Below are 22,011 nucleotides of genomic sequence, written 5' to 3' on the forward strand. Positions count from 1 at the left end.
GCTAGGGTGAAACAATATCCATTTCATCTTCCGGTGGGCTGTCCCATTGCAGGTGACGCTCGTCCAGGATCACCAGATTGTCGCGGCTGACCAGTGTGGCGCGCGTGTGATAGCCGAGCAGCTTCGTGGCCAGGGCATCCGGATTGCGAGCCAGCAACATGGTTTCTTCCGAGGAGAAATTCGACAGGCCACGTGCGCGTTCGACGCCAGCTTCGTCAAAAATGTGGATCACGTCGCTCTTGATATAGGGGCCGTGGATGGACCGCACATCGTTACGCTCGACACCGCGAACACCCGGCTGCAACGCATCAGCGGCGGCCTGGTCGATCACGATGCTGCCCGCGACCTGCAGCCTGTCGGTGAGCCAGGCGGCCCAGGCAGATGCAGGCTCGGTATTCGCGATGCACCTGGTATGGCGCCGCTTGCCCGCGAGCAGTGACGTCACCGGATTGTCCGCCTCGCCATTGGCGATGAGAGTAGTGCAGCCGGCGTGCTGGGCCATGTTTGCTGCTTGCATCTTTGTCAGCATGCCGCCACTGCCGAGCGCGCTGGTGCCATCGGTGACGGCCAGGTATTCAGACACGTCTTCGAGTTCCTCGACCAGGACGGCGCCTTCTTCCGAAGGGTCCCGATCGTAGAGGCCGTCAACGCTTGTCAGGATCACAAGGTGCTGGGCCTGGATCATCTGGGCGATCCTGGCCGCGAGCCGGTCATTGTCGCCGACTCGGATTTCTTCGGTCGTGATCGTGTCGTTTTCGTTGACGATTGGCATGACGTCACCACTCAACAACCTGTGAACCGTGTTCTTCGTGTTCAGGAACCGGCGGCGTTCTTCGAGATCGCCCCGCGTGACGAGGACTTGCGCAATATCGAAGTTGAACTCGTGCGCGACCTGTTTGTAGGCGTTCAGGAGAATCGGCATGCCGCAAGCGGCCGCTGCCTGCTTGTCACGCAAACCGGCGGTTTCCGGCGAGACGTTTAGCATGTTCATGCCGAGCGCGACGGCGCCTGACGAAGTCAGGACCACCTCGTAACCGTCCGCACGGAGCACCGCGAGGTCTTCAAGGAGCCGTTGGATGAACGCCCAGCGCGGCGTCAGAAGGTCTGGATTTGCCAACAGGCTTGATCCGACTTTTACAACGATGCGTTTTGTCTGTGTCAAAGGTGTGCTCCATAGGGCTTTGATCCCGAGTTAGGAGCATTTCGGACCCCAGACAACTCATTCCACCACAAAACATCAAAATCATGACAGTGAGGTCTTTGCCGCCAATATTGCGCTTGATAGGGGAAAGGATGCCCCGGAAACGCAATGAATCTTAGGTTCTTCGGCGGAACAATGCCTGTGATTAAGATTTGAACACAAAGCAAAAAGCGTTAGGTAGGCACCTCGTGAGCGATTCCAGTGGGCTCGATGCCCCGAATAACAATGAGCAGGCGCAATGAAGGCACTTCTGATCGGATGTGGAAAAATGGGCGGTGCCCTGTTGGGCCGTTGGGTAAAATCCCCGGAATGGTCCTTCACTGTCGTTGACCCGATGGCGCAGGACCTGCCGGATGATGTCCGCCTGTTTCGCGACCGGGAAGAGCTTGGGAGCGAGCTTTTCGACCTCGTGATCGTCGCAGTGAAGCCGCAACTGATTGATGCGGTGCTTCCGGGGTATGAACAATATCTCGGTGCCACCGGGTGTGTTGGCTCGATTGCCGCCGGATGTTCGGTCGCGCGGCTCCAGTCAGCCCTTGGCGACGTGTCCGTGATCAGGATCATGCCGAATCTCCCGGCATCCATTGGGCAAGGCGTCAGCGGTCTGTTTGCCGGGCCGAAATGCACGCCAGCGCAGCGCAGTGGTGTGGAAAGCCTGATGCAGCAGGCCGGTACGACTGTCTGGGTCGACGAGGAAGACGCGCTGGACCGCGTGACGGCCGTTGCAGGAAGCGGACCCGGATACGTGTTCGAGATCGCCCGGACGTATATCGAGGCCGCCGAGGCGCTCGGCTTCACGACTGCACAGGCACGGGCACTGGTGCTCGACACAATGGCCGGTGCTGTGGAGATGGCCCGGCGATCCGACGAGAGCGTCGAGACACTGCGCAATTCCGTCACCAGCAAGAATGGCACGACCCAGGCCGGCCTGGATGCCCTGAACGGTGACGGCACGCTGACGGAGTTGATGCGTCGTACAACGCGCGCTGCGTATGACCGGGCGGTGGAACTGCGTTAGGCGTTTCCGGCAGCTTCTGGCACCAGTATCGGCAAATCACACACAAAGACGACAAAGAAGAAGGTTCACAATGAATACTGCAGCCATTGTTTCGCTTGGCGCCTATTTCGTCCTGATGATGCTGATCGGGTTTTACGCCTACCGCAAATCAACCAGCGATGTGTCCGAGTACATGCTTGGAGGGCGCCAGCTGCATCCTGCTGTCGGCGCATTGTCTGCCGGGGCATCGGACATGAGCGGCTGGATGTTGATGGGGCTGCCGGGGGCCGTCTTCGTGTTCGGGTACAGCGCGGCATGGATCGCGGTCGGCCTGGTGATCGGGGCCTATTTCAACTACCGCCTCGTTGCACCGCGGCTGCGCGTTTATACTGAACTGGCCGAGGACGCGATCACCATTCCCGACTTTTTCGAGAAGCGGTTCAAGGACCGCTCGCACATGCTGCGTGTCTTGTCGTCCATCGTGATCGTGATCTTCTTCACGCTCTACACGTCATCGGGTGTCGTCGCCGGTGGCAAGCTGTTCGAAGCATCCTTCGGGCTCGACTACACGCTTGGCCTGTTCCTCACCGCTGGCGTTGTCGTGGCCTATACGCTGTTCGGGGGCTTCCTGGCGGTCAGCCTGACCGACTTCGTGCAGGGCTGCATCATGTTCGTCGCGCTCGTTCTGGTGCCTGTGGTGGCCATCAGCGCAGTCGGAGGATTCGACGCAACGCATGCGGAAGTCCTTGCCTCACCGCCAGCCAGCGTGCCGGATGCACCCAGCCGTGAGAACTTCTTCAACTGGTTCCAGGGCCTGTCCGTGATCGGCATCATTTCCGCTGCGAGCTGGGGCCTCGGCTATTTCGGCCAGCCGCATATCATCGTTCGCTTCATGGCGATCCGGACCCTCAAGGACATTGCCACTGCGCGGTATATCGGGATGGGCTGGATGCTGGTGACGGTGATCGGCGCCGTCTCGGTCGGTGTCGCGGGCGTGGCTTACGTCAATGAAAACAACCTGAACAGCCAGCTGACTGATCCGGAAACCATCTTCATCCTGTTCTCGCAGGTGCTGTTCCATCCGCTTGTGACGGGCTTCCTGCTGGCGGCGATTCTTGCCGCCATCATGAGTACGATTTCGTCGCAATTGCTGGTGTCGTCGAGTTCGCTGACCGAAGACTTCTACAAGACATTCCTGCGCAAGGAGGCCAGCCAGAAGGAACTCGTCCTGATCGGTCGTCTGTCCGTTCTGGTCGTGTCACTGGTTGCCATCTTCCTGGCGTTCGACCGGTCGAGCAGTATCCTGTCGCTGGTCAGCTATGCCTGGGCCGGGTTCGGTGCCGCATTTGGTCCGATCATCCTGCTCAGCCTGTTCTGGCGAGGCATTACGCGCAATGGCGCACTGGCCGGCATGATTACCGGCGCGGTGACCGTGCTCGTCTGGCTCTATGCGCCGATCAGCATCGGTGGCCAGCCGCTGGCGGACACGATCTATGCGATCGTACCGGGCTTTGTGTTCAGTTTCGTGGCGGCCGTGCTCGTCAGCCTGATCAAGGGCCAACCGGATCCTCGGGTAGAGACCGAATACAAGGAAATGCTGGCGGCGATGTCGGTCGAGAAGCAGCCACTGCTCTAGGCAGAGTGGCTGCTACGTCGTGCCTGTCGAATAGTGCAGGTCGCGTGCGGTGAACTGTTCGAGCACGGCGTCTAGGTCTCTTGGCGAATTGAGCAGTGCCAGCTTTTCGGGCGGGCGCAGGGCGATCTCGTATTCCTCGATGCTCGACAGGCGATCGGCACGGGCCCGTGCCAGCGCCAGCGGCGTGTGAACATCGCTGCCCTTCAGTGGCCAGTACGGATCGACAATGTTGAGGCGGCGGGCGCGCAGCGTCCGGTCCTTCAGCAGGTGCGAGAAGCTTGGCGGGGTCAGGGCGCGATAGGACGGACGTTCCGCGATGGATTGCAGGAAGGACGCAGGTGGGGACACCTCTTCCGGGCATTCGAGCAGGTTCAGTTGCCTGGCGAGTTCGCCACTGCGCGGCTTTCCGGTCCAGTGTGAAAGGCTGGCTGCGAGGATCATGCCGATGGTCGCTGGTGCCAGCCAAGCGGCGAACACGGGCGAGATGGCGAACGCTGAAACCGTCAGCAGCACGCCCAGAATGATTGCCGGGGCATGGTGCCGAAACGTGTCCCGCACGCTGTAGCCGTTTGCTTCGCGCTCCTGCGGGTTCCATCCACCGTCCTTGCCGCGGAAGACGCGATAGACGGCAGTCGTCTGCTCGACCATCAGAACTGGCGCCAGAAGCACCGAAAGCAGGGTTTCAGCGAGCACGCCAAGAACCACTTTCGCCGGGCCGACGCTGGCCCGCCACTGCGGTGCCACGAGGCCGTAGATCAGGCCGTAGAGCTTGGGGGCGAACAAGATCGCCATGGTGACCATGAACAGCTTGTATGACCGTTCGGAGTCGATCACGGGCCATGACGGGAAGAGGGCGGCTGTCTCGCCGAAATAGGCCGGCGTCAGGAACATGTTCTGAAGGGACAGCAGCATCCCCACGCAGATGAACAGCAGCCAGAGCGGCGATGCGAGATACGAGAATATGCCGATGCACAGGTGCATGCGGCTGGTCCAGGTCAGGCCGCGCGTGCGCAGCAGGACCGCCATGTGCTGCATGTTGCCCTGGCACCATCTGCGGTCGCGGACGGAGAGGTCGATGATCGATGGCGGGCCTTGTTCGTAGGACCCTGACATTTCGGGCGCGATCTGCACATTCCAGCCTGCGCGGCGGAGAAGCGCCGCCTCGACGAAGTCATGGCTGAGGATCGACCCGCCGAACGGCGCGCGGCCCGGGATCTCGGGCAAGCCTGCCGAACCGGCCAGGGCGGAAATACGGATGATCGCGTTGTGGCCCCAGAAGTTGCCTTCGTTCTGCGCCCACCAGGCCAGGCCGCTGCCGAGAACGGGGCCATAGAGGGCCGCTGCAAATTGCTGGCTGCGGGCGAACAGCGTCTTGCCGCCGACCAGTTGCGGGATTGTCTGGATCAGACCCGTCGAAGGGGCCGCATCCATCCGGCGGGCCAGCTCGAGAATCGTCTCGCGGTTCATGAAGCTGTCGGCGTCAAACACGATCATGTAGTCGTACCGGCCGCCCCACCTTGTCACGAAGTCCCGGATGTTCCCGGCCTTGCGATGAAGGTTCATGGTGCGCCGGCGATAGTGAACCAGGGTGCCGTCCGGGACGCTTGCGCGCAACAGTTCGAAGGCGGTTTCTTCCTGCAGCGCAATGTCGGGATCATTCGTGTCGCTGAGGACAAAGCATTCGAACCGGCCGGGCGCGGTCGCCAGCGATGCGGCTGTTGCCTGAACCGTCGCAAATACCCGTTCAACGCTCTCATTGTAGATCGGGAAGACAATGACCGTGCGGCCGGTGATCAGGGTATTGTCGGCAAGCAATGGACGCCGGCGCGGCGCCAGGACGTTCGCTAGGGCGGAGACGAACCCGATCGTGCTGCTGACAAACGCGTAGGCGATCCACGTAATGTTCAGGCTGAACACGCCAAGCAACAGCTTTTCGAGAACCGTGACGCCCGACACGTTGAGCACCATGTACATTTCCCGGGTCGCCCAGGCAGCCAGTGCGAGCGATGCCACGAGCAGGAATATCTTCCGCCACTTCAGCGATTTCGGTGCCGACAGGTTGACCGTTTCGGCCGTCTTGAACGCCTGGTCGGGCATTGAAAGCGGGAATTCTGCAGGACGTGCGCGTGTGCCGATCATGAGGCTCTCCACCGGTACAACCAGGTTTCGGTGACGGGGTGATTTCCCCTGACGAGCAGGGCACGCAGTTCGCAAAGGCTGCCGTCCCGAGTCTCCAGTTCGAAGCTGAGCCGCAGGCCGCCGGTTTGCGGATTGGGCCGTACGATAGGGCTGATGATCGTTCCGGCAGACGCCGAGATCTGCGGCACGACGTCTTTCAGGAGGTCGAGATTGTCGCTCTCGAAATCAATGATGAACATCGGGCGCTTGCTGGCCGGCGATATGCCGACGCGTGTGGCGCTGACGCGGGCGACTGGCGGCACTGCCGGCGCTGGCAGGCTCCACGTCATCTGATAGGCCAGCCGCACCGGCTTGCCGGCTTCCCAGGGCTGCGTGGGACGCCAGGACACCACGATATTGTCATTGTACTCATTCGCCGTGGGGATCTCCACGAGCGTGAGGCGACCGGGCCCCCAGTCGCCCTTTGGCGCAACCCACACGTTCGGGCGGCGCTCGTAACTGGCTTCGAGATCGTCATAGTCGCTGAACCCGCGCTTGCGCTGGATCAACCCGAACCCGAGCGGGGGTTCTGTCGCAAAGCTGGATATCTCGAGCTGGTTCGGATTGGCGAGCGGACGCCAGACCCATTCGCCATTGCGAAGTTCGATCATCAGCCCTTCTGAATCGTGGACGGCTTCCCGGTAGTCGCGATTGCCCCGATTGAGACTGTGCGGCGAAAAATAATACATCGAGGTCAGCGGTGCGACACCAACTTCATCGAGCTGGCGCCGCGGGAACAACACTGCTTCGACATCGATCAAGGTGGACGCGCCGGGAGCGATCACGAAGCGATAGGCGCCGGTCACGCTGGGCCCGTTCAGCAATGCATACACGGTCATGGAGTCAGCGCCTGGAGCGGGCTTGACCAGCCAGAATTCGCGGAACGCCGGAAACTCCTCGCCGTTCGGTGAGGCCGTCGCGATCGCGAGGCCGCGGGCGGACGCCCCATAGACGGTGCCGGCGCTCAGCGCGCGGAAAAAGCTTGCCCCCTTGAAGCTGATCAGGTCGTCGAACTTGCCAGCCGAATTCAGGGGTGTCGTGACGTGGAAACCGGAAAATCCGACTGCCGCCTGGTCTTCTGGCGACAAGGGAAGGTCAAAGAAGGCAAATTCCTTGGGATCATAGGGACGCGGGCTGGCGACGCCATTGTCGATGAGACTGATCTTCACATCCTCGTCGAAGAGGTAGCCGCGCGGGTCGTAGTGGACACGGAACGGCGCCGTTGTATCGTCCGCCCATTGCGCGGAATCGCGCTTGAACTCGATGCGGCGGTACTGGTCGTAGTTCAGGTCTCCGGCGGCGGCGGGAACGGATGGCGATTCCTGGAACTCATGCTCGGACAGCGCCTGCGCCTTGTTGATCACCTGGTCGAAATCGAAGTTTCCGGCCGGGCGGGGCTGGGTGACCGCCGAAGTCACGTCTGTTGCTGTGGTGGCCTTTGCCGATGGCGCGTCTTCGAGGGCAGCAACGGAATCGAGGGGCGCGACAGGTGGCGCTGCCGGTGCGGGAGACGGCGCGTCTGGACTGGCGGTTGCAGCTTGCACGTCGCCATCCGTTTCGGCGGATGCGATTTCGGTGTCAGCGGCTGGTTCCGGTGCGGAGCTTACCGACGCCCAGACCGCACCTGCGATCAGGATGACAGAAGCGGCGCCCAAGGCGGCCAATGGTGCAAACAGGGGGCGATCAGTGAGTTTCAAGGCAACCTCTGGCCAAATTCGGCATCTGTTTTCAAAGCGCGTCGATTTCGGTGAGGCAACAAATTTACACCGCCCTGACGTCCGGGTTCATCAAACCGCCTACGATATGGGCAAAACACCTCACGGGAACTTTCGTTTCACCGGGAAATCAGGTTATTTTGCGGCGCAGCAAAATGATCTTGCAGCGTCGGCCGGGTGACGGTTCACTCCAATCAATGCTGCAGCACGCCATTTGTTGCGTTTGCGCAATGATGTGCCTGCAGCGGACGGTGGGAAATCCCTTTCCGATGGGGTGCATTCGGCGCGATCCAAGCCAGAAATGCGTTCGGTTTCAAATGTTTGGCGCAGGTTGCCGCTGGTGCCTGGACCGGTATTGTGCGGGAGTTGAGCAAGGGTGGCAGAGGGAGTGGCATGTTGACCGACGACGCGCGCCCCGCCGGGATAATGTCAGTTCCGCTCTCGATCCCTTCGCTATCCGCCTCGCTTTGCGACACTGATATGCTGCCGAACAGTCCTGACGACGCAGGTGTCCGATTGCCGCAGCAGGACCGGGCGCGCATCGACAAGCTGGTTGACCCGGATGTCCGCAGGCGGCGGCTGGCATCCGCTGCGAGCGTTTACCGAATGTTCGGCGACCTGCTCGGCACTCGTCCCGAAGCGGTCTCGCTAGCGCATTCCGACCAGGGCGCACCCTATCTGTCCTCCATGCCGGGCGCGGGAATATCAATCTCGCGCAGCGAGAACTGGACGGCCACGGCGTATGCGCAATCCGGGCGGGTCGGGATCGATATCGAACGCGACCGCGTCATGGAATGGCGCCCGATGCTGTCGACCATCTGCGCCCCCGACGAGGCAGCGGCATTCCTTGCTGCGGCGGGGCAGGATGGCGGCTTGGCGCGGCGCGCCTTTTTCAGGCTGTGGACAGCCAAGGAAGCGGTCCTGAAAGCGACACAGCAGGGTTTCGGGTTTGGTCCCCGGACCATCCGCTTGCCAATATCCACACTGGCGACGGACAGTTCGTGGCGCGGAACGATCACGATAGACGACAGCGCCTTCGCCCTCGAGATATTGTCGATGGGTGAACTGGTCGTCGCCGTCGCGTGGACGCCAGCGCCCTAGATGCCGTCAGACAGCGCGACGGAGATCGGGTTCGCCTCGTAAATACGCAACCCGTCACACCAGAGACTGCCGCGCCCGGTGATGATGGTGCGGGAATCCTGGCGCGTAATCGACACGATTTCCATCACCGTCGTCACCGTCTGCTTGTCGGGTGTCACCTGCCCGCGATACATCCATTTGACCCGTTCAGCCGCCGCGATGGTTTCGAAACGCGGAGCAGTCATTCCGTCTGCGCATCCCTTCAGGCGTGCGGCATGGCACAGGAGCTGGACAAGCGCATCGAGGCCGAGCGAGCCGGGCTGGACAGGATCCTGGAAGAAGTGTGCCTTGAAGTACCAGGCATGCGGATCAACCGTCTGGCGCCCACGAGCGAGGCCGAGTCCTTCGGTGCCGCCGTCCGCGTCGAAATAGTCGATCTCGTCAATCATGCGCAACTGACCGCCGGCGGTCAGGGCGTGCCGGGTGCTGTGGACACCATTGGACGGCAAATCACGGAGATGCCGGTGCGCGTCAGTTGTCGGCAAACCGGCCTGGCGGACCAGCGCAGCAGCAGGAAAGAATCCGAACTGAGTCTTCAGGTTCATGATCGGCCGGCCGTCAGCAAGGACGCACTTGAGATCAAAGCCCACGATCGTCATCGGGCCGACTTTCGAGAATGAAATCAGTGTTGTTTCGACGATAATCGTACCGTCGTCCGGGCCGACTTCCATGAACACGTCGCCGTCGCCATCGAGGTTGCGGAACCGCTCGCCGCTTTCCAGCGCGAAGCCGCAATGACTGGCGAGCCAGCCGCATGGCTGGAGGGCGATCTCGGACAGGACCGAGAAGGGCATCGCGCCGTTCGGATTGTCGCGGAAGTACCAAGCGTCACCGGGTATGTCGTATTCCGCCACGACGCGAGCGCCTGTTTCCTTCACGCCGGGCCGGGTCGAGACGTCGGTGACACGGGTCATCATGTGGTAGGGCGGCTGGGGCAGGCGGGGGGCGCGACCGGCGGTGTCAAAGGGCAGGTAGAGGTCTCCGAAGGCAGCGGATGGGGCGCTGGCGGCACAGTTCAGCAGGGCGGCATGGTCGCCCCGGCTTTCGCCCATTGGGCCGACACGGAGCGGCGTGTCGCTGGTATACGGCGCTGGCCAGTGCTTGCGCAGGCGTATCGCGAAGCGCGGGCAATGGAACACCTTCTTGCCATCCGACTTCGCGAGCAGGGAGGCGTAGAGAACCGGGCTTTCACCGTCGACGATATCGTCGATGAACACTTCGTAGGTCACTTCATGATCGCGGTCGGGGATGACCTGCCCGCGACAGACGAATTTAGCGGTTTCTCCCGGCATGGGTTCGAACACGTAGCCGTCGCGTTCAATCGTCAGGCCGACGGCGGCGGCATAGAATTCCAGCGCCTGCACGGCGGCTTCGGCCATCAGCGTGCCGGGCATGCAGGGGTCCTTGTGGAAATGGCCGTCATAGAACCAGGCGTCCGTCGGGACATGCGCACGGGCCTTCAGGTAGCCGCGCCCCCAGGGGCCCCCGGCGGGGTCGAAAGCGGTGATTTCGTCGAAGAAGGCGAGACGGCCGTCCGGCAGGTGGGCCGGGCGGGAATGGGCGGCGCAAAACTCAAAGCCCTTGCCGAAACAGGCCAGCGCATCGCCTGCGCGGAATGCGGCGAGATCAGGCGCGGGGAAGGCACGCTTGAGGGAGGCGCGGGACGTGTCGAAGGGGTGGGGTGAGGGGGTGGGGGCGGCATGGGTGGTGGCATCCCAGATCACGCCCTTGCCGGTGGCGAGTTCTTCGTCCGTGAAGAAGCCCGCCTGGCCGTTGCGGACCGAAAACACCTTCCGGTCACCAACCCGGCAGTCATACTGGAAGAAGAACATGCGCACGCCTGCCAGGGTCGCGTGGCCGGTGATCTCGATCTGGAAACCCAGCGTGTCGCCGGGGCCGGGCAAGCCGCCCTCATGGAAGGTGATTTCGCAGCCGAGCAGGCGGTAGACCCGTTCATCCCGGTTCTTGAGGTCTGCGCCCATCCAGCCGATCAGGGTGAGGTCGGCCTGGCCGCATTCGATCAGCGGGCCGGGGCGCACATGGTCGTTGCGGACGTGCCAGTCATCGGCGGTGAGGTCCGTCTCGGTCCAGATCACGCCGGTGCTCTCGATGCCCGCGTCGGCATCGATGCCCGTGATCCGGTCGACCAGCAGGAGCGGCGGCGCGGGCAGGCGGACCTGCCGGTCAAATGCATCCTGGGCAGCAAAGGGGGCGCCGAAGAAGTCCGACATCCGCCCGCGGGTCGATGCTTCGATACGCTCCCGGTTCCATGAGGGGCCGCGCGGATTGCGCCTGGTCAGGGGCTGCGTGCCGGACACGACCTTTCTGGGAACGACCGATTTGGTGGGACAGGCCGCCGGCATTTCGGCTTCAGCGGCAACGGCCGGGCGTGTACCGCTATGTGGGTAGCAGGGCGCAGCCAGTGTCGGCGCAGGCGGCAGCGCGCTGGCGGTCGTGCCGGCCGGAACGACCGGTGTTGGATAGTGTGCGGGCTTGTTGAGCGGCATGGGGTCTGATCCTGTCCAGCCATTCTCCCGGGCAGCGTCAAGCCGCTCCGCAATCGCGGCAATGTTTATGGGGCGGCCATCAGCAAAGAGGACAGCCGTGAGGTGCGCGATCTGGCCAAGGTCCGAGGCCTCGATCCGGTCTGTGGCGACCGCGACATGCGACTTGTCGCCGAGGATCGAGGGGATGGCGCGGGACAGCGTGTCACGGGGGCCGAGTTCGACGAAGGTGCGGACGCCGTCTTCATAGGCTTGCCGGATGGTTGGAGGGAAATCGACCGTATCGACGGCCTGCCGGGTCAGCATGTCGGCGACGCGCGCTTTCGTAGGCGTGTAGCTGGCATTGATCGCATTGGCGTAGAGGCGGATGCCGGGCACGCGCGATACGGGCCGTGTGTGCAGCTTGCGCCACTGGTCCTCGAACGGCTTCATCGCCTTGGCATGGACGATGAGGTGCTGGTGCATTGCCGCGCCGGCGCGTGGACCGAGCGCATCGGCAACCGCCCGGCAGGCCGCTGACGGGCCGCCGATCAGGCAGTCCTCGTCCGAATAGATGATCGTGATTTCGACATTCGGATGGTCGGCGACGGCGGCGCGCACCTTGTCCAGCGGCGCCTGCACGTGCCAGTTCGCCCAGTCGGATGGCACGTTCGGTCCCCAGGCGGCTTGCGCTGTTTCGAAATCGCCGCCGAGGTGGCGTTCGTACATGGCCGCATCCTCGATCTCGTCGAGCAGCTTGCCGGGATCTTTCCAGAAACCGAACGCAAACAGGGCGTTGCTCTCACCGAGCGACAGGCCAATGGCCGCGGTGGGTGTCACTCCCAGAATATCGCGCATCAGGATGGCGTGGGCCTGGCTGACCAGCGTGCCGGCGCAGAGTTGCTCAAATTCGCTGAGATGGCTGCGCGTGAGAAGGTCGGCCATTTCCGTGGCACGGGCCATGCCCGACAGCTGCCTGCCGATTTCAGGGAATGCCATGAACAGGCCGCGCGACATGCGGGGATAGACGGCGGCAGACCCGGTAAACACGAACGCCAGTTCGCCGTCGGGCGCGCCTTCACCATAGGATACGCCCGGACCCGTTGGCGCCTGACCAGCGTCCAGTGCCCTGGCGGCTGTGTCGGTCAGCCGGGCCAGGGCGTCCCCGTGGCCGGCAATTAGCGCGATGCGGCACCTGCCCTTGCCGCCCGGTTTGCCGCTGCGGAGTTTCTTCGCGAGGGAAGCCTGGGTCGCGCCGGCGGCCCAGTAGAGGTGCGGCGGTGGGCGGAGCGGGTCCGGACTGGGCGGAGCAGGGGCGGCGGCAAGCGTGACGCTGGCGGTGTTCGCCAGGGGGGACGGATAGGTGGCGACCGTGCGGTGGGGCAGGTCGCCTGTCAGGTTGGGAATGGCACCGTCAGGCGTGATGACCTGATCCCGCGCCATCAGCAGGGCGCTGGCGGCGAGTTCGGTCAGGGCGGCGGCGGCGGGGGCCGTTCCATAGGCTGATGCCAAGAGCGGGCAGGGCAGCGCGCCTGCGTTCCATGCGACAGCGCCGACGACACCCAAGATGCGATCGCCGGCGGCCTCGGCGTCTGTGCGGCGTTTCAGGACGAGGGCGGCCGCGGCATCACCCGGTCGGAAGGCGGGATCGATTTCCGTCAGGGCGGCCGTGGCAACGGGCTCGGTGGCAAAGTCTGCTGCGGCGACGACGGCCATGTCGAGCCGCCCTTCGCGCAATGCGGCACAGGCGACGTCGAGTGCGGCAAGTCCGGAATTGGATTCCGCGGAAATGGCGTAGCCCTGGCCACGGAAATCCTCGGCAGAGGTAATCCGGTTGGCCGTCATGTTGGCCATTGCGCCGAGCACGGTGGCGGCCTGCAGGGGCGGGGCGATGCCGGACTGGGCCTCGGCATGTTCGGGGGTGCCGGGCGTCAGGCCGAAGGCTTTCGCGGCCCGTTCGCGCAACAGCCAGCGCGCGGAATCCGCTGCGCAGCCCATGCCGACGAAGACGCCGCAGCGTTCCGGCGCCGGCCGCGTGACAGGTGCCAGCGCAGCGCGCGTGACGGCGAGCACGGCGAGTTGCTGGGCTTCGGCCTGGAGCAGGTCATTGGGCGGGGTGCGCGCATGGCGCGGGTCAACGCCGAGTGTCTCGCGCGCTTTCGCGGGCGTGACGGGATGGTTCATCAACCGACGCAGCACGTCGCGCTCGCCGTGGTCGCTGCCGGCCATCAGGTCGACGCCGCAGATCACGATATCCTCCGGCGCTTCCGGTTCGGGCAGGGCGACCTGAACAGCGCCGGTGGTGGGCTGGTGCTGGTCGAGGATGAGGTGGGCATTGTTGCCGCCAAAGCCGAAATTGCTGATCGCTGCGCGGCGCGGGCCCTTGCCACGGGTCCACGGCGCAGGTGCGTCGAGGGGCCGGAGAGCGGGCGAGGCGAGTGCATCGATCAGGTCGCCGTCGAGCGGCATGGGCGGCAGGGTTTCGTTCGCCATGGCCTGTGTCAGCTTCAGCAGGCTGGCGAGACCGGCGACGGTGATGAGGTGGCCGGTATTGGCTTTCAGCGACCCGATCGTCAGGGCGCGCTCCGTGCCGAACACGCTGGTCGCGGCGGCAATCTCGACGCTGTCGCCCACCGGTGTGCCGGTGGCGTGGCATTCGAGGAAGTTGACGCTCGCCGGGGCAAGGCCTGATGCGGCATAGGCCTGTTGCATGGCTTCGGCCTGGCCCGTGCTGTCCGGCGCCAGAAGGCCCTTGCGCCGGCCGTCATTGGAGAGGCCGACCGCGCGGATGACGCCGTGGACGGTATCCTTCGGTGTGACATCGCACAGGCGTTTGAGCACGACAGCCGCCGCGCCTTCGGCAGGCACAAGGCCGTCGGCGCCGTGGATGAAGGGGCGTGACCGCCCGGTCGGGCTGAGGGCCTGCAAGGCCTCGAAACCGATATGGAGGATGAGGTTGTCGGCAGCGTTGACGGCGCCGACAAGGGCCACGTCGATCTGGCGGGACTGGAGTTTTCGGCAGGCGATCTCGAGGGCGTAGAGGGAGGACGCACAGGCGGCGTCGAGGGAGAGCACCGGCCCGGTCGCGCCGATGGCGGCGGCGAGGAGGTGGGCGGGGTAGCCGGAATTGAGCGCGTCGGTCGGCGGGCGGGACGAGGTGCCCCGGGTCCAGATATCAGCGGCGTAGGCTGCCTTGGCCCGGCTGGGATAGGAGAGGTTGGCCAAGAACACGCCGCGCCTGTCGGGTGAGGCGGCCACCTTGCCCGCTGCTTTCCAGGCGTCGAGTGCGGCATGCAATGGCCAGGCGCAGACAGGGTCCAGCCGGGCCGCGTCGATGCCCTTCACCTTGACCCGCTTCGGATCGAACACGCCATCGAACCCCGTGACGAAACCGGAGACGTAGCGCGAGGCGGCCTGTTCAGCGTCCGTCAGCCCGAATGCGCCGGGCGGCGGCGGCGAGATGAGGCATTCATTCCCGGCGACAGCCTGCCAGAGCGCCTCAAGTGTGAGGGCACCGGGCAGGACACAGCCCTGGCCGACAATGGCAATCGGCTCGAACGGCGTCATCCGCCGCTCCATTCGTCGCCGACGAGGATTTCCACGACGTCATGCGGGCTGTCCAGTAACTGGTCGGCAAAGATGCGGGCACCGTCGGCCTGACCGATGAGGGCGATGCCCTGCTGGGCGAAATGTGCCGCGAGGCCAGCATCGACCATGCCGCCATCCCATGGGCCCCAATTGAAGGATTTGACCTGGGTAGCGGGAAGGTTCGCTGCGAGTTGGCGGGCGAGCTGGTTCAGGCATTCATTGGCCATGGCATAGTCGGCCTGGCCGGTATTCCCGAACAGGGCAGAGGCAGACGAGAAGAGCCCGACATGGGTGAGGTGGCCGGTGTCGAGGGTGCCGAGCAGGGCGAGGAGGCCGTCGACCTTGGGGCCGAAGACCTTGCGGACTTCCGCTTCGGTCTTTTCCATGGCGAGCCGGTCGGCGAGGACACCGGCACCGTGGACGAGGCCGGTGATGGCGCCGTGCCGGGCCTGGATGGCGGCGATGGCGGGCGCGAGCGCGGCGGTGTCGGAGAGATCGAGCTGGACATAGTGTGCCGTACCGCCCGCGCTGGCGAGGGCGGTGAGCGTGGCCTGTATTTCCTGTCCGGCGAGGGCGGCCCGGGCAGCGCGGTCAATGTCGGCGGGCTTGACCTTCTGGCCGCTGGCGACGGCTTGCTGGGCAAGTGCGGCGCGCAGCGTCTTGAGCTCGGTCGTGGGCGGGATGCCTTGCGGCCACGGGCTGAGGGCGGAACGGCCGGCGAGCAGGAAGGTGCCACCCGTGCGGCGGGCGAGTTCCACGGCGCAGGTGGCCGTCACGCCGCGGGCGCCGCCGGTGACCAGCCAGAGCCCGGGCGCGGCCGGCGCGCGCGCGGCAGCAGGCGGGGTGAGCGAGGGGCCGACCTGGGTGAGGTGGGCCTGGCCGTCCAGGGTGATGAGCGCATCGCCCAGCGAGGCGGCGAGCGCGGAGAGGATGTGCGCCGCGCGGGCCTGCGCGTCTGTGGCAGACAGTGTCCATGTGGCGACGGATGTCTCCGGCCATTCCTTTTGCAGCGTGCGTGACAGGCCCGGCAGGCCGGACACGGCATGTGATGGCTGGAGGAAGATGATGCGGCTGCCCGGCGTCCCGGCGTGGCGGGCCTGAGCCAGGGCGGACCAGTGGGCGTCGGCGGGTGCGGCGGCAGCGAGGCCTTCCGTCAGGATCACTGTACTGGCCACGCCGGAGGGGGCGGCGACCTGCTTGGCGATGACGCCATTGGCGCCGAGCGCGCTGGCTACCGCGTGGGCGGCCTGTGGTTCTGCATCGGTGATCTCGACCTGCCCGAGGCCAATGTTTCCGGTCCATGACGGAAGCGCAACCGGCGCGCCGAAGCGGACGGGGCGTACGTCGCTGCCATAGGCGACGACGGGCTGAGCCATGGACGGGGGACGGCGAGATGAGGACGGATCCTCACCGCCCCCTAGCTGAAAAAATCGGCAATCTTCCGGATGGTACGCAGGTCTGCCAGGACTTCCGGGTCGACTTCCGGGAGCGAGGGATGCTGGTCGCGCAGGGCCGAGAGGATTTCCACCTGCTTGATCGAGTCGACGCCAAGCTCGCCTTCGAGGTCCATGTCGTCTTCGAGCATGGTGGACGGGTAACCGGTCTTGTCAGCGACAAGGGCGCGGATGACATCCGGCGTAATCGCGCCGCCATTCGTGGCCGCTGGGGCGACAGGGGCCGACACCGCCGGTGCAGGCGCGGCAGCGGCAGGCGCTGCGGCGGCAACAGGAGCGGGGGCCGCGGCAGCTGCAGCGGGCACGCCGCCAATCATCGCGGCAATGGCGGAAATCGTGCGCAGTTCGACGAGCTGTTCCGGATCGATTTCCGGCAGGTGTGGCAGGCGTTCGCGCAGGCTGGAGAGGATTTCCACCTGCTTGATCGAGTCGACGCCGAGTTCGCCTTCAAGGTCCATGTCTGCGTCCAGCATGTCCACCGGATAGCCGGTCTTGTCGGACACGATCGAGCGGACGAGCGCGACCGGGTCGGCGCCGTCGGATGGGGGTGGTGTGGGTGTGGCAGCGACGGCGACCGGTGCCGGGGCGGCCGGGGCAGGAGCGGCGGGTGCCGGGGTGGGCGCAGGCGCCGGTGCGGGGACTACGGCGCCGTTGGTGTAGGGCTTGGCGGCGACCGGCGCTGCAGCCTGCGGGGCAGGTGCGGCAGGCTGGGCGACCGGAGCCGGCGCAGCGGGCGGCGGGGCGATGCGCTGGATCGGGGCAGGTGCTGCCTGGGCGACGGGCTGGCCGCCGAGCAGCGAGGCCGCTGCATTCAGGAAGGCGGTATGGCTGGCCGCTGTGGTCGAGAGGTATTGGGAATGAAGCTGGGACACTTCGCTCCAGATCCGTTCGGCGGATGAGGAAGCGGGAATCGCTGCGGGATAGGTGTGGGAGGAGTCGGGCATTGGAAGGGTCCTGCTGGGAGTCGGAGCGGGTGAGGCCGGAGTTGGGTGAGGAGCGGTCGGTGGCGCAGTGGACGCAGCAACCGGCGCAGATGGGATGGTCATTGTTGGCACGGTGTTGGGAGCCGCGCGTCCCGCAGCGCCATTCTTCGGCGGGTAGGGTTTGTCGTGATTGGCGCCGGAAATGTAGACGGCGTGCTTTGACGGCGTGGGCGCCGGCACCGGCGCCGGCGTATCGGCGAACAGGGCCGCGAGATCCAGCGAATGGCCTGCGACGCTGAGCTCGCCGACGGCGGACAGGAACTGGGTCAGCCCGTTCGCGCGCTTGTTGTCGAGCGAGACCGCGCGATAGGGGCGGTCACCGAGGACGTCCTTGACGAGGCCGGTCACGATGGCGCCGGGGCCGATCTCGAGGAACAGGCGGGCGCCTGCCTCATACATGGCCTCGACCTGCTCGCGGAAACGGACGGGGGTCGCGATCTGGCCGGCGATGACGGCGGGGAGGTCGGCCACTTTCACGTTGTAGGGCGATGCGGTCGCGTTGGCATAGACCGGCAGCTTCGGCTTGCGCGGGCGCATCGAGGCGAGTTCGGCCGTGAAGGGGGCGACCGCTGCGTGGACGATCGAGGAGTGGAAGGCGGTCGCCACCGGCAGGCGGCGGGCCTTGAGGCCCTTTTCGATGCAGAGCGCTTCAGCCGCCTTGATCGCGTCGATCGGACCGGACAGGACAACCTGGCTGGGGCCATTGTCATTGGCGAGGACGAGATTTGCCACCTTCTTGACGATAGGAGCGATCGTCTGTGCATCTGTCTGGACGGCCATCATGCCGCCCGGTGTGGACTTCGCGGCCTGTGCCATGAGGCGCCCGCGTGCTGCGGCGACCGAGAGGGCGCCGTCAGCATCAAAACTGCGGGCGACATAGAGCGCCATGATCTCGCCGAAGCTGTGGCCGCCCGCCATGTCAGCGTCGATGCCGAGGCGTTCGAGCAAAGCGAGCTGGGCGAGGGCGACGGCTGCGATCGCCGGCTGTGCGTGCTGCATCTCGGTCAGGCGCTGGGTCTGTTCGCCATATTCGACCTGGTCGAAAGCGGCGGGCGGGAACGCGAGGCGGTGCAGACCGAGCGGCCCGGCGGCCTTGTGCCCTGCGGCCTTGTCCCAGACAGCGCGTGCCGCAGGGAATGCCATGGCGAGGTCTGCGCCCATGCCGACATACTGACTTCCCTGGCCGGAGAACATGAAGGCCGTCTTGCCGGTTTCCGGCGGCGACGTGGAGACATGCATGCCGGCACCGAGGGGCGCCGTGCCGAGTGTGCCCGCTTCGATCTGACCGATCAGGCGGGACAGTTTTGCGGCGAGATCCTTCTTGTCGTCAGCAACGATTGCGGCACGGACGCGGGCGTCGGATTCAAATTCTTCATGCGTCTGTTGCGCGAGCGCCGCGAAGCCGTCTTCGGCCACTTCGGTATGCATGATCGCTTCGAGATGCTCGACCAGCGCGTCGGTCTTGCTGGCCGAGAAAAGGAAGAGCTCGGACGGGAAGATGCGCGGCGGGCGAACGGCGTTCGGGCCGGTATATTCTTCCAGCGCGACGTGGAAATTGCTGCCGCCAAACCCGAACGCGCTGACCGAGGCGCGGCGAGGGCGACCATCGGCGGAAATCCACGGGCGCGGTTCGATGTTCACGTAGAAACATTCGCTCTCTTTCAGCGCGTCAGCCGGTTCGCCGATCTTGATGGTCGGCGGAAGGACCTTGCGGCTGAGCGCCTGGGTCGTCTTGATCAGGCTGGCGGCGCCGGCGGCGGCCTTGGTGTGGCCGATCTGGGATTTGACCGATCCGACGGCGCACCACGGTTCGCCCTTGCCCTTGCCGCCGAACACGAGGTTGAGGCCCGCGAGTTCTGCCTTGTCGCCGGCCTTGGTGCCGGTTCCGTGCGCTTCGACGAGGTCGACGGATTCGGGGCCGTAACCGGCCTGGACATAGGCGCGCTCGATGGCGCGGGCCTGGCCGGATGGCAGAGGCGTGTAAATGGCGGTGCCCTTGCCGTCAGATCCGCCGCCGAGGCCACGGATGACGGCATGGATGCGGTTGCCGTCGCGCTCGGCATCTTCGAGACGGCGGAGCGCCAGGATGCCGACGCCTTCGCCCAGCATCGTGCCGTCGGCGTCTGACGAGAACGGCCGGCAGTCACCCGTGGGCGACAGGGCGGGCGTTTTCGAGAAGCACATGTACATGAGGATGTCATTGAGCGCGTCGACACCGCCCGCGAGCACCGTGTCGGAATCGCCCGAGCGCAGTTCGTGCAGGCCGGCCTGGAGGGCTGAAAGGCTGGAGGCGCAGGCTGCGTCGGTGACATAATTGCTGCCGCCGAGATCGAGCCGGTTGGCGACACGTCCGGCCGCGACGTTGCCGAGCAGGCCCGGGAAGGTGCTTTCCTTCCATTCGATGTAATGGGCTTCGATACGGCGGGTGATGTCCTGGACGTCGGTCTCGCTGAGGCCGGCCTGGCGCATGGCGTTCACCCAGACGGGGCGCTGCAGGCGACCGGCCATGTGGGCCGTCAGCTCTGTCGCAGAGGCAACGCCGAGGATGACGCTGGTGCGGGTGCGGTCGATCTCGCAGCCTTCCCGGCTCTCGATGTCGTCCAGCGCATTCTTTGCGGCGATCAGGGCGAGAAGCTGCGACGAGTCGGTCTGCTGCAGGGCGTTGGGTGGGATTCCGAAGGCCATCGGGTCGAACGGGAGCGGCGAGATGAAACCGCCACGCCGCCCATAGGTGCGGTCGGGCGTCAGCGGGTCGGCATCATAATAGTCGTCGAGCAGCCAGTGCGAGGCCGGCGTCTCGGTCAGGAGGTCGCGGCCCTGGAAGATGTCACGCCAGAATCCTGTGGTGCCGCCACGGCCGGGGAAGATCGACCCGATGCCGATGATCGCGATGGGGTCTGCTGGTCTCCGGGACTCGTTAGTCATTTTGCTGTCTCATTCGTCGTCGGAAAAGTGATGGGGGGAATAGCTGAACTGGGAAGGTGACACTGGCAGGCCGAGGGCGCGCAACTGGCCGGCGCGGGTGATCTGGGCGGCGCCTTCGAGCAGGTTCCAGGCAATCTGGCGGACGGTGCGGTTCTCGACCGTTTCGAGGAAAGTGCCGCGGGTCCACTCGTTGAACACGCCCATCGCCGGTCCACACCAGATCTGGTAGTCCATTTCGCGGCCGGGCGTGCCTTCGCGGGCCCATTGGGCCCCCATGAACAGGTAGCGGCGGGCAACGAGCGCGAGCCGCTTGTTGCCATCGGCTGCGGCGCGTTTGGCCTCGGCCGGGTTGGCCTGCTGGATATAGGCTTCGGTCTTTTGCCAGGCTGCGTCAAAGGGCTCGCCGAGCACGTCGTCGAGCCAGTCGCGGTCTTTCTGGGGCAGGGTCTCATAGCTCGCTCCTGACCGGTACATCGCGTGCAGACGCTTGCCGCGCATGGCAAACAGGGTGCCGCGCTTCAGCACTTGAACCTCTACGCCCTGCTCGAACATGTCGGCGGCCGGGGCCATGGTCATGTCTGCCGGACCGGCTTTGGCGAGCAGGCGGCGTCCAGCTTCTGACAGGCCGGATTCTACGGCGCACTGGTTAATGGAACCTGTCAGGACGAAGGCTGCGCCCATCTGGAAGGCGGCGGCGGTGGCCTGGGGCGTGGAAATGCCGCCCGCCAACCCGATCCGGATGGCATTGGCGTCGACCCCGGTGCGGGCCGCAACCCGGTCGCGCGCGAGGCAGAGCGACGGGAACAGGACGCTGGCGGGGCGGTTGTCGGTATGGCCGCCGGAATCGGATTCGGCGGTGATTTCGGCAGCGACGGGCACCTGCGCGGCAAGCTCTGCCTGTTCGGGGGTAATGGCGCCGCTGGCGACGAGCGCAGAGAGGATCTTTGCGGGTGCCGGCGCCATGAAGGGCTCAGCGACTTCGGCGCGGGAAACCTTTGCGAACACATGGTTTTCCCGGCGGATGCTGCCGTCCGGGGCGCGCGACAGGCCAACCGCCGTGTAGCGGACGAGGTCCGGCGAAAGCTGCATGAAGGCGGATGCCGAGACGCGGCGCACGCCCTTGAGGAGGAAGAGGTCGACAACCCGTGCCTCGTAGCCCGGCTGTTGCGGGGCGTGAATGAGGTTGGCGCCCCACGCGGTCTGTTGCGGTGTCAGGTGGTGGCGAATCTCGTCGAGACCGGCCTCGATGGCCTGGGGTGTCAGGCCGGCACTGCCGTAGAAACCGACACATCCGGCCTTCACGGCTTCACAAACCATGCGTGTGGTTGCAATGCCGCGCGCCATCTCGCCGACAACATAATTGAACCGGCAGCCATGCGTGTGGGAGAAAAGGCGGTCGCCGAGCCATTCGGGATAGATGGGCGGGAGGGCGAGTGCGCCAGTGCCGGCGGGCGATGTGGCGCGGTCCTGCAGTATTTCCAGCACGTTTGACGAAGAGTATCCGAGCGCGACCGGCTCGCGCGGACTCGTGATCGCCTTGTCCAGATTCTCTGACACGCTCATTTTCGTCCCTTGCGGACTCTTCATTCCGGAAAAATGAAGCACCCCTTATACCCGTCATTCTGAGCAGGTATTTTCAATTTCTAACTGCACAAAATGTCCCAAACTGTACAGGGTCACTATCGTGCGACTTGCTTCAAACGTGTTTGCC

At 65.0% G+C, this 22,011-nt stretch carries 11 protein-coding genes; 4 read left to right on the top strand and 7 right to left on the bottom strand.

From position 1 onward, the window contains the following. Position 1 precedes the first annotated feature (1 nt). Positions 2-1,162, bottom strand: a complete 1,161-nt coding sequence (gene proB / locus HJO_RS02930) for a glutamate 5-kinase (RefSeq protein ID WP_035613339.1) — start codon at positions 1,160-1,162, stop codon at positions 2-4. Between the two features lie 277 nt (positions 1,163-1,439). Here proB and HJO_RS02935 point away from each other — a divergent pair, with 277 nt between their 5' ends. Together HJO_RS02935 and putP are read left to right on the top strand one after the other, a co-directional pair. Then, a complete protein-coding gene (locus HJO_RS02935; protein ID WP_035613342.1) occupies positions 1,440-2,219 on the top strand; it encodes a pyrroline-5-carboxylate reductase family protein in 780 nt (259 codons plus the stop codon). A gap of 70 nt (positions 2,220-2,289) precedes the next feature. After that, positions 2,290-3,834 (top strand): sodium/proline symporter PutP, encoded by a 1,545-nt coding sequence (putP, locus tag HJO_RS02940; RefSeq protein ID WP_035613345.1) that lies wholly within the window; start codon positions 2,290-2,292, stop codon positions 3,832-3,834. 12 nt (positions 3,835-3,846) lie between these two features. Here the strand turns inward: putP and mdoH are convergent, their stop codons facing one another. Continuing rightward, positions 3,847-5,973 carry a glucans biosynthesis glucosyltransferase MdoH gene (gene mdoH, locus HJO_RS02945; RefSeq protein WP_084141511.1) on the bottom strand — a complete coding sequence of 709 codons (2,127 nt, stop codon included), beginning with the start codon at positions 5,971-5,973 and terminating at the stop codon, positions 3,847-3,849. Continuing rightward, positions 5,970-7,709: a glucan biosynthesis protein G gene (locus tag HJO_RS02950; protein WP_162173758.1), complete on the bottom strand. Its 1,740-nt coding sequence runs from the start codon at positions 7,707-7,709 to the stop codon at positions 5,970-5,972. Before HJO_RS02950 ends, mdoH begins: the two co-directional genes overlap by 4 nt. Here HJO_RS02950 and HJO_RS18335 point away from each other — a divergent pair. Both HJO_RS18335 and HJO_RS02955 read left to right on the top strand, forming a co-directional pair. Beyond that, positions 7,699-7,908: a hypothetical protein gene (locus HJO_RS18335; protein WP_156945395.1), complete on the top strand. Its 210-nt coding sequence runs from the start codon at positions 7,699-7,701 to the stop codon at positions 7,906-7,908. The two genes, HJO_RS02950 and HJO_RS18335, sit on opposite strands and share 11 nt — an antisense overlap. Before the next feature lie 212 nt (positions 7,909-8,120). Beyond that, positions 8,121-8,828 (top strand): 4'-phosphopantetheinyl transferase family protein, encoded by a 708-nt coding sequence (locus HJO_RS02955; RefSeq protein ID WP_084141383.1) that lies wholly within the window; start codon positions 8,121-8,123, stop codon positions 8,826-8,828. Here the strand turns inward: HJO_RS02955 and HJO_RS17510 are convergent. From HJO_RS17510 to HJO_RS02980, 4 genes are read right to left on the bottom strand one after another with little or no spacing between them, the layout of a single operon-like run. After that, positions 8,825-14,917, bottom strand: a complete 6,093-nt coding sequence (locus HJO_RS17510; protein WP_162173759.1) for a beta-ketoacyl synthase N-terminal-like domain-containing protein — start codon at positions 14,915-14,917, stop codon at positions 8,825-8,827. The genes HJO_RS02955 and HJO_RS17510 overlap by 4 nt on opposite strands. Continuing rightward, on the bottom strand, positions 14,914-16,314 hold the full coding sequence (locus HJO_RS02970; RefSeq protein WP_035613351.1) for an SDR family NAD(P)-dependent oxidoreductase: 1,401 nt from the start codon (positions 16,312-16,314) through the stop codon (positions 14,914-14,916). The genes HJO_RS17510 and HJO_RS02970 overlap by 4 nt, the downstream gene beginning before the upstream one ends. A 41-nt stretch (positions 16,315-16,355) precedes the next feature. Continuing rightward, positions 16,356-20,300 carry a type I polyketide synthase gene (locus HJO_RS02975; protein WP_051618071.1) on the bottom strand — a complete coding sequence of 1,315 codons (3,945 nt, stop codon included), beginning with the start codon at positions 20,298-20,300 and terminating at the stop codon, positions 16,356-16,358. Positions 20,301-20,309: 9 nt separating this feature from the next. After that, entirely contained in the window at positions 20,310-21,863 is a 1,554-nt protein-coding gene (locus HJO_RS02980) for a PfaD family polyunsaturated fatty acid/polyketide biosynthesis protein (RefSeq protein ID WP_051618073.1), read from the bottom strand. Positions 21,864-22,011 lie beyond the last annotated feature (148 nt).

This window comes from Hyphomonas johnsonii MHS-2 (assembly GCF_000685275.1).
Taxonomy (GTDB): Bacteria; Pseudomonadota; Alphaproteobacteria; order Caulobacterales; family Hyphomonadaceae; genus Hyphomonas; species Hyphomonas johnsonii.

What these genes read in the sequence shown, in the direction of transcription:
- mdoH (WP_084141511.1), bottom strand. Translation starts at nt 5,973, where the DNA reads ATGATCGGCACACGCGCACGTCCTGCAGAATTCCCGCTTTCAATGCCC.
- HJO_RS02955 (WP_084141383.1), top strand. Translation starts at nt 8,121, where the DNA reads ATGTTGACCGACGACGCGCGCCCCGCCGGGATAATGTCAGTTCCGCTC.
- HJO_RS17510 (WP_162173759.1), bottom strand. Translation starts at nt 14,917, where the DNA reads ATGACGCCGTTCGAGCCGATTGCCATTGTCGGCCAGGGCTGTGTCCTG.
- HJO_RS02980 (WP_051618073.1), bottom strand. Translation starts at nt 21,863, where the DNA reads ATGAGCGTGTCAGAGAATCTGGACAAGGCGATCACGAGTCCGCGCGAG.
- HJO_RS02935 (WP_035613342.1), top strand. Translation starts at nt 1,440, where the DNA reads ATGAAGGCACTTCTGATCGGATGTGGAAAAATGGGCGGTGCCCTGTTG.
- HJO_RS02970 (WP_035613351.1), bottom strand. Translation starts at nt 16,314, where the DNA reads ATGGCTCAGCCCGTCGTCGCCTATGGCAGCGACGTACGCCCCGTCCGC.
- putP (WP_035613345.1), top strand. Translation starts at nt 2,290, where the DNA reads ATGAATACTGCAGCCATTGTTTCGCTTGGCGCCTATTTCGTCCTGATG.
- HJO_RS02975 (WP_051618071.1), bottom strand. Translation starts at nt 20,300, where the DNA reads ATGACTAACGAGTCCCGGAGACCAGCAGACCCCATCGCGATCATCGGC.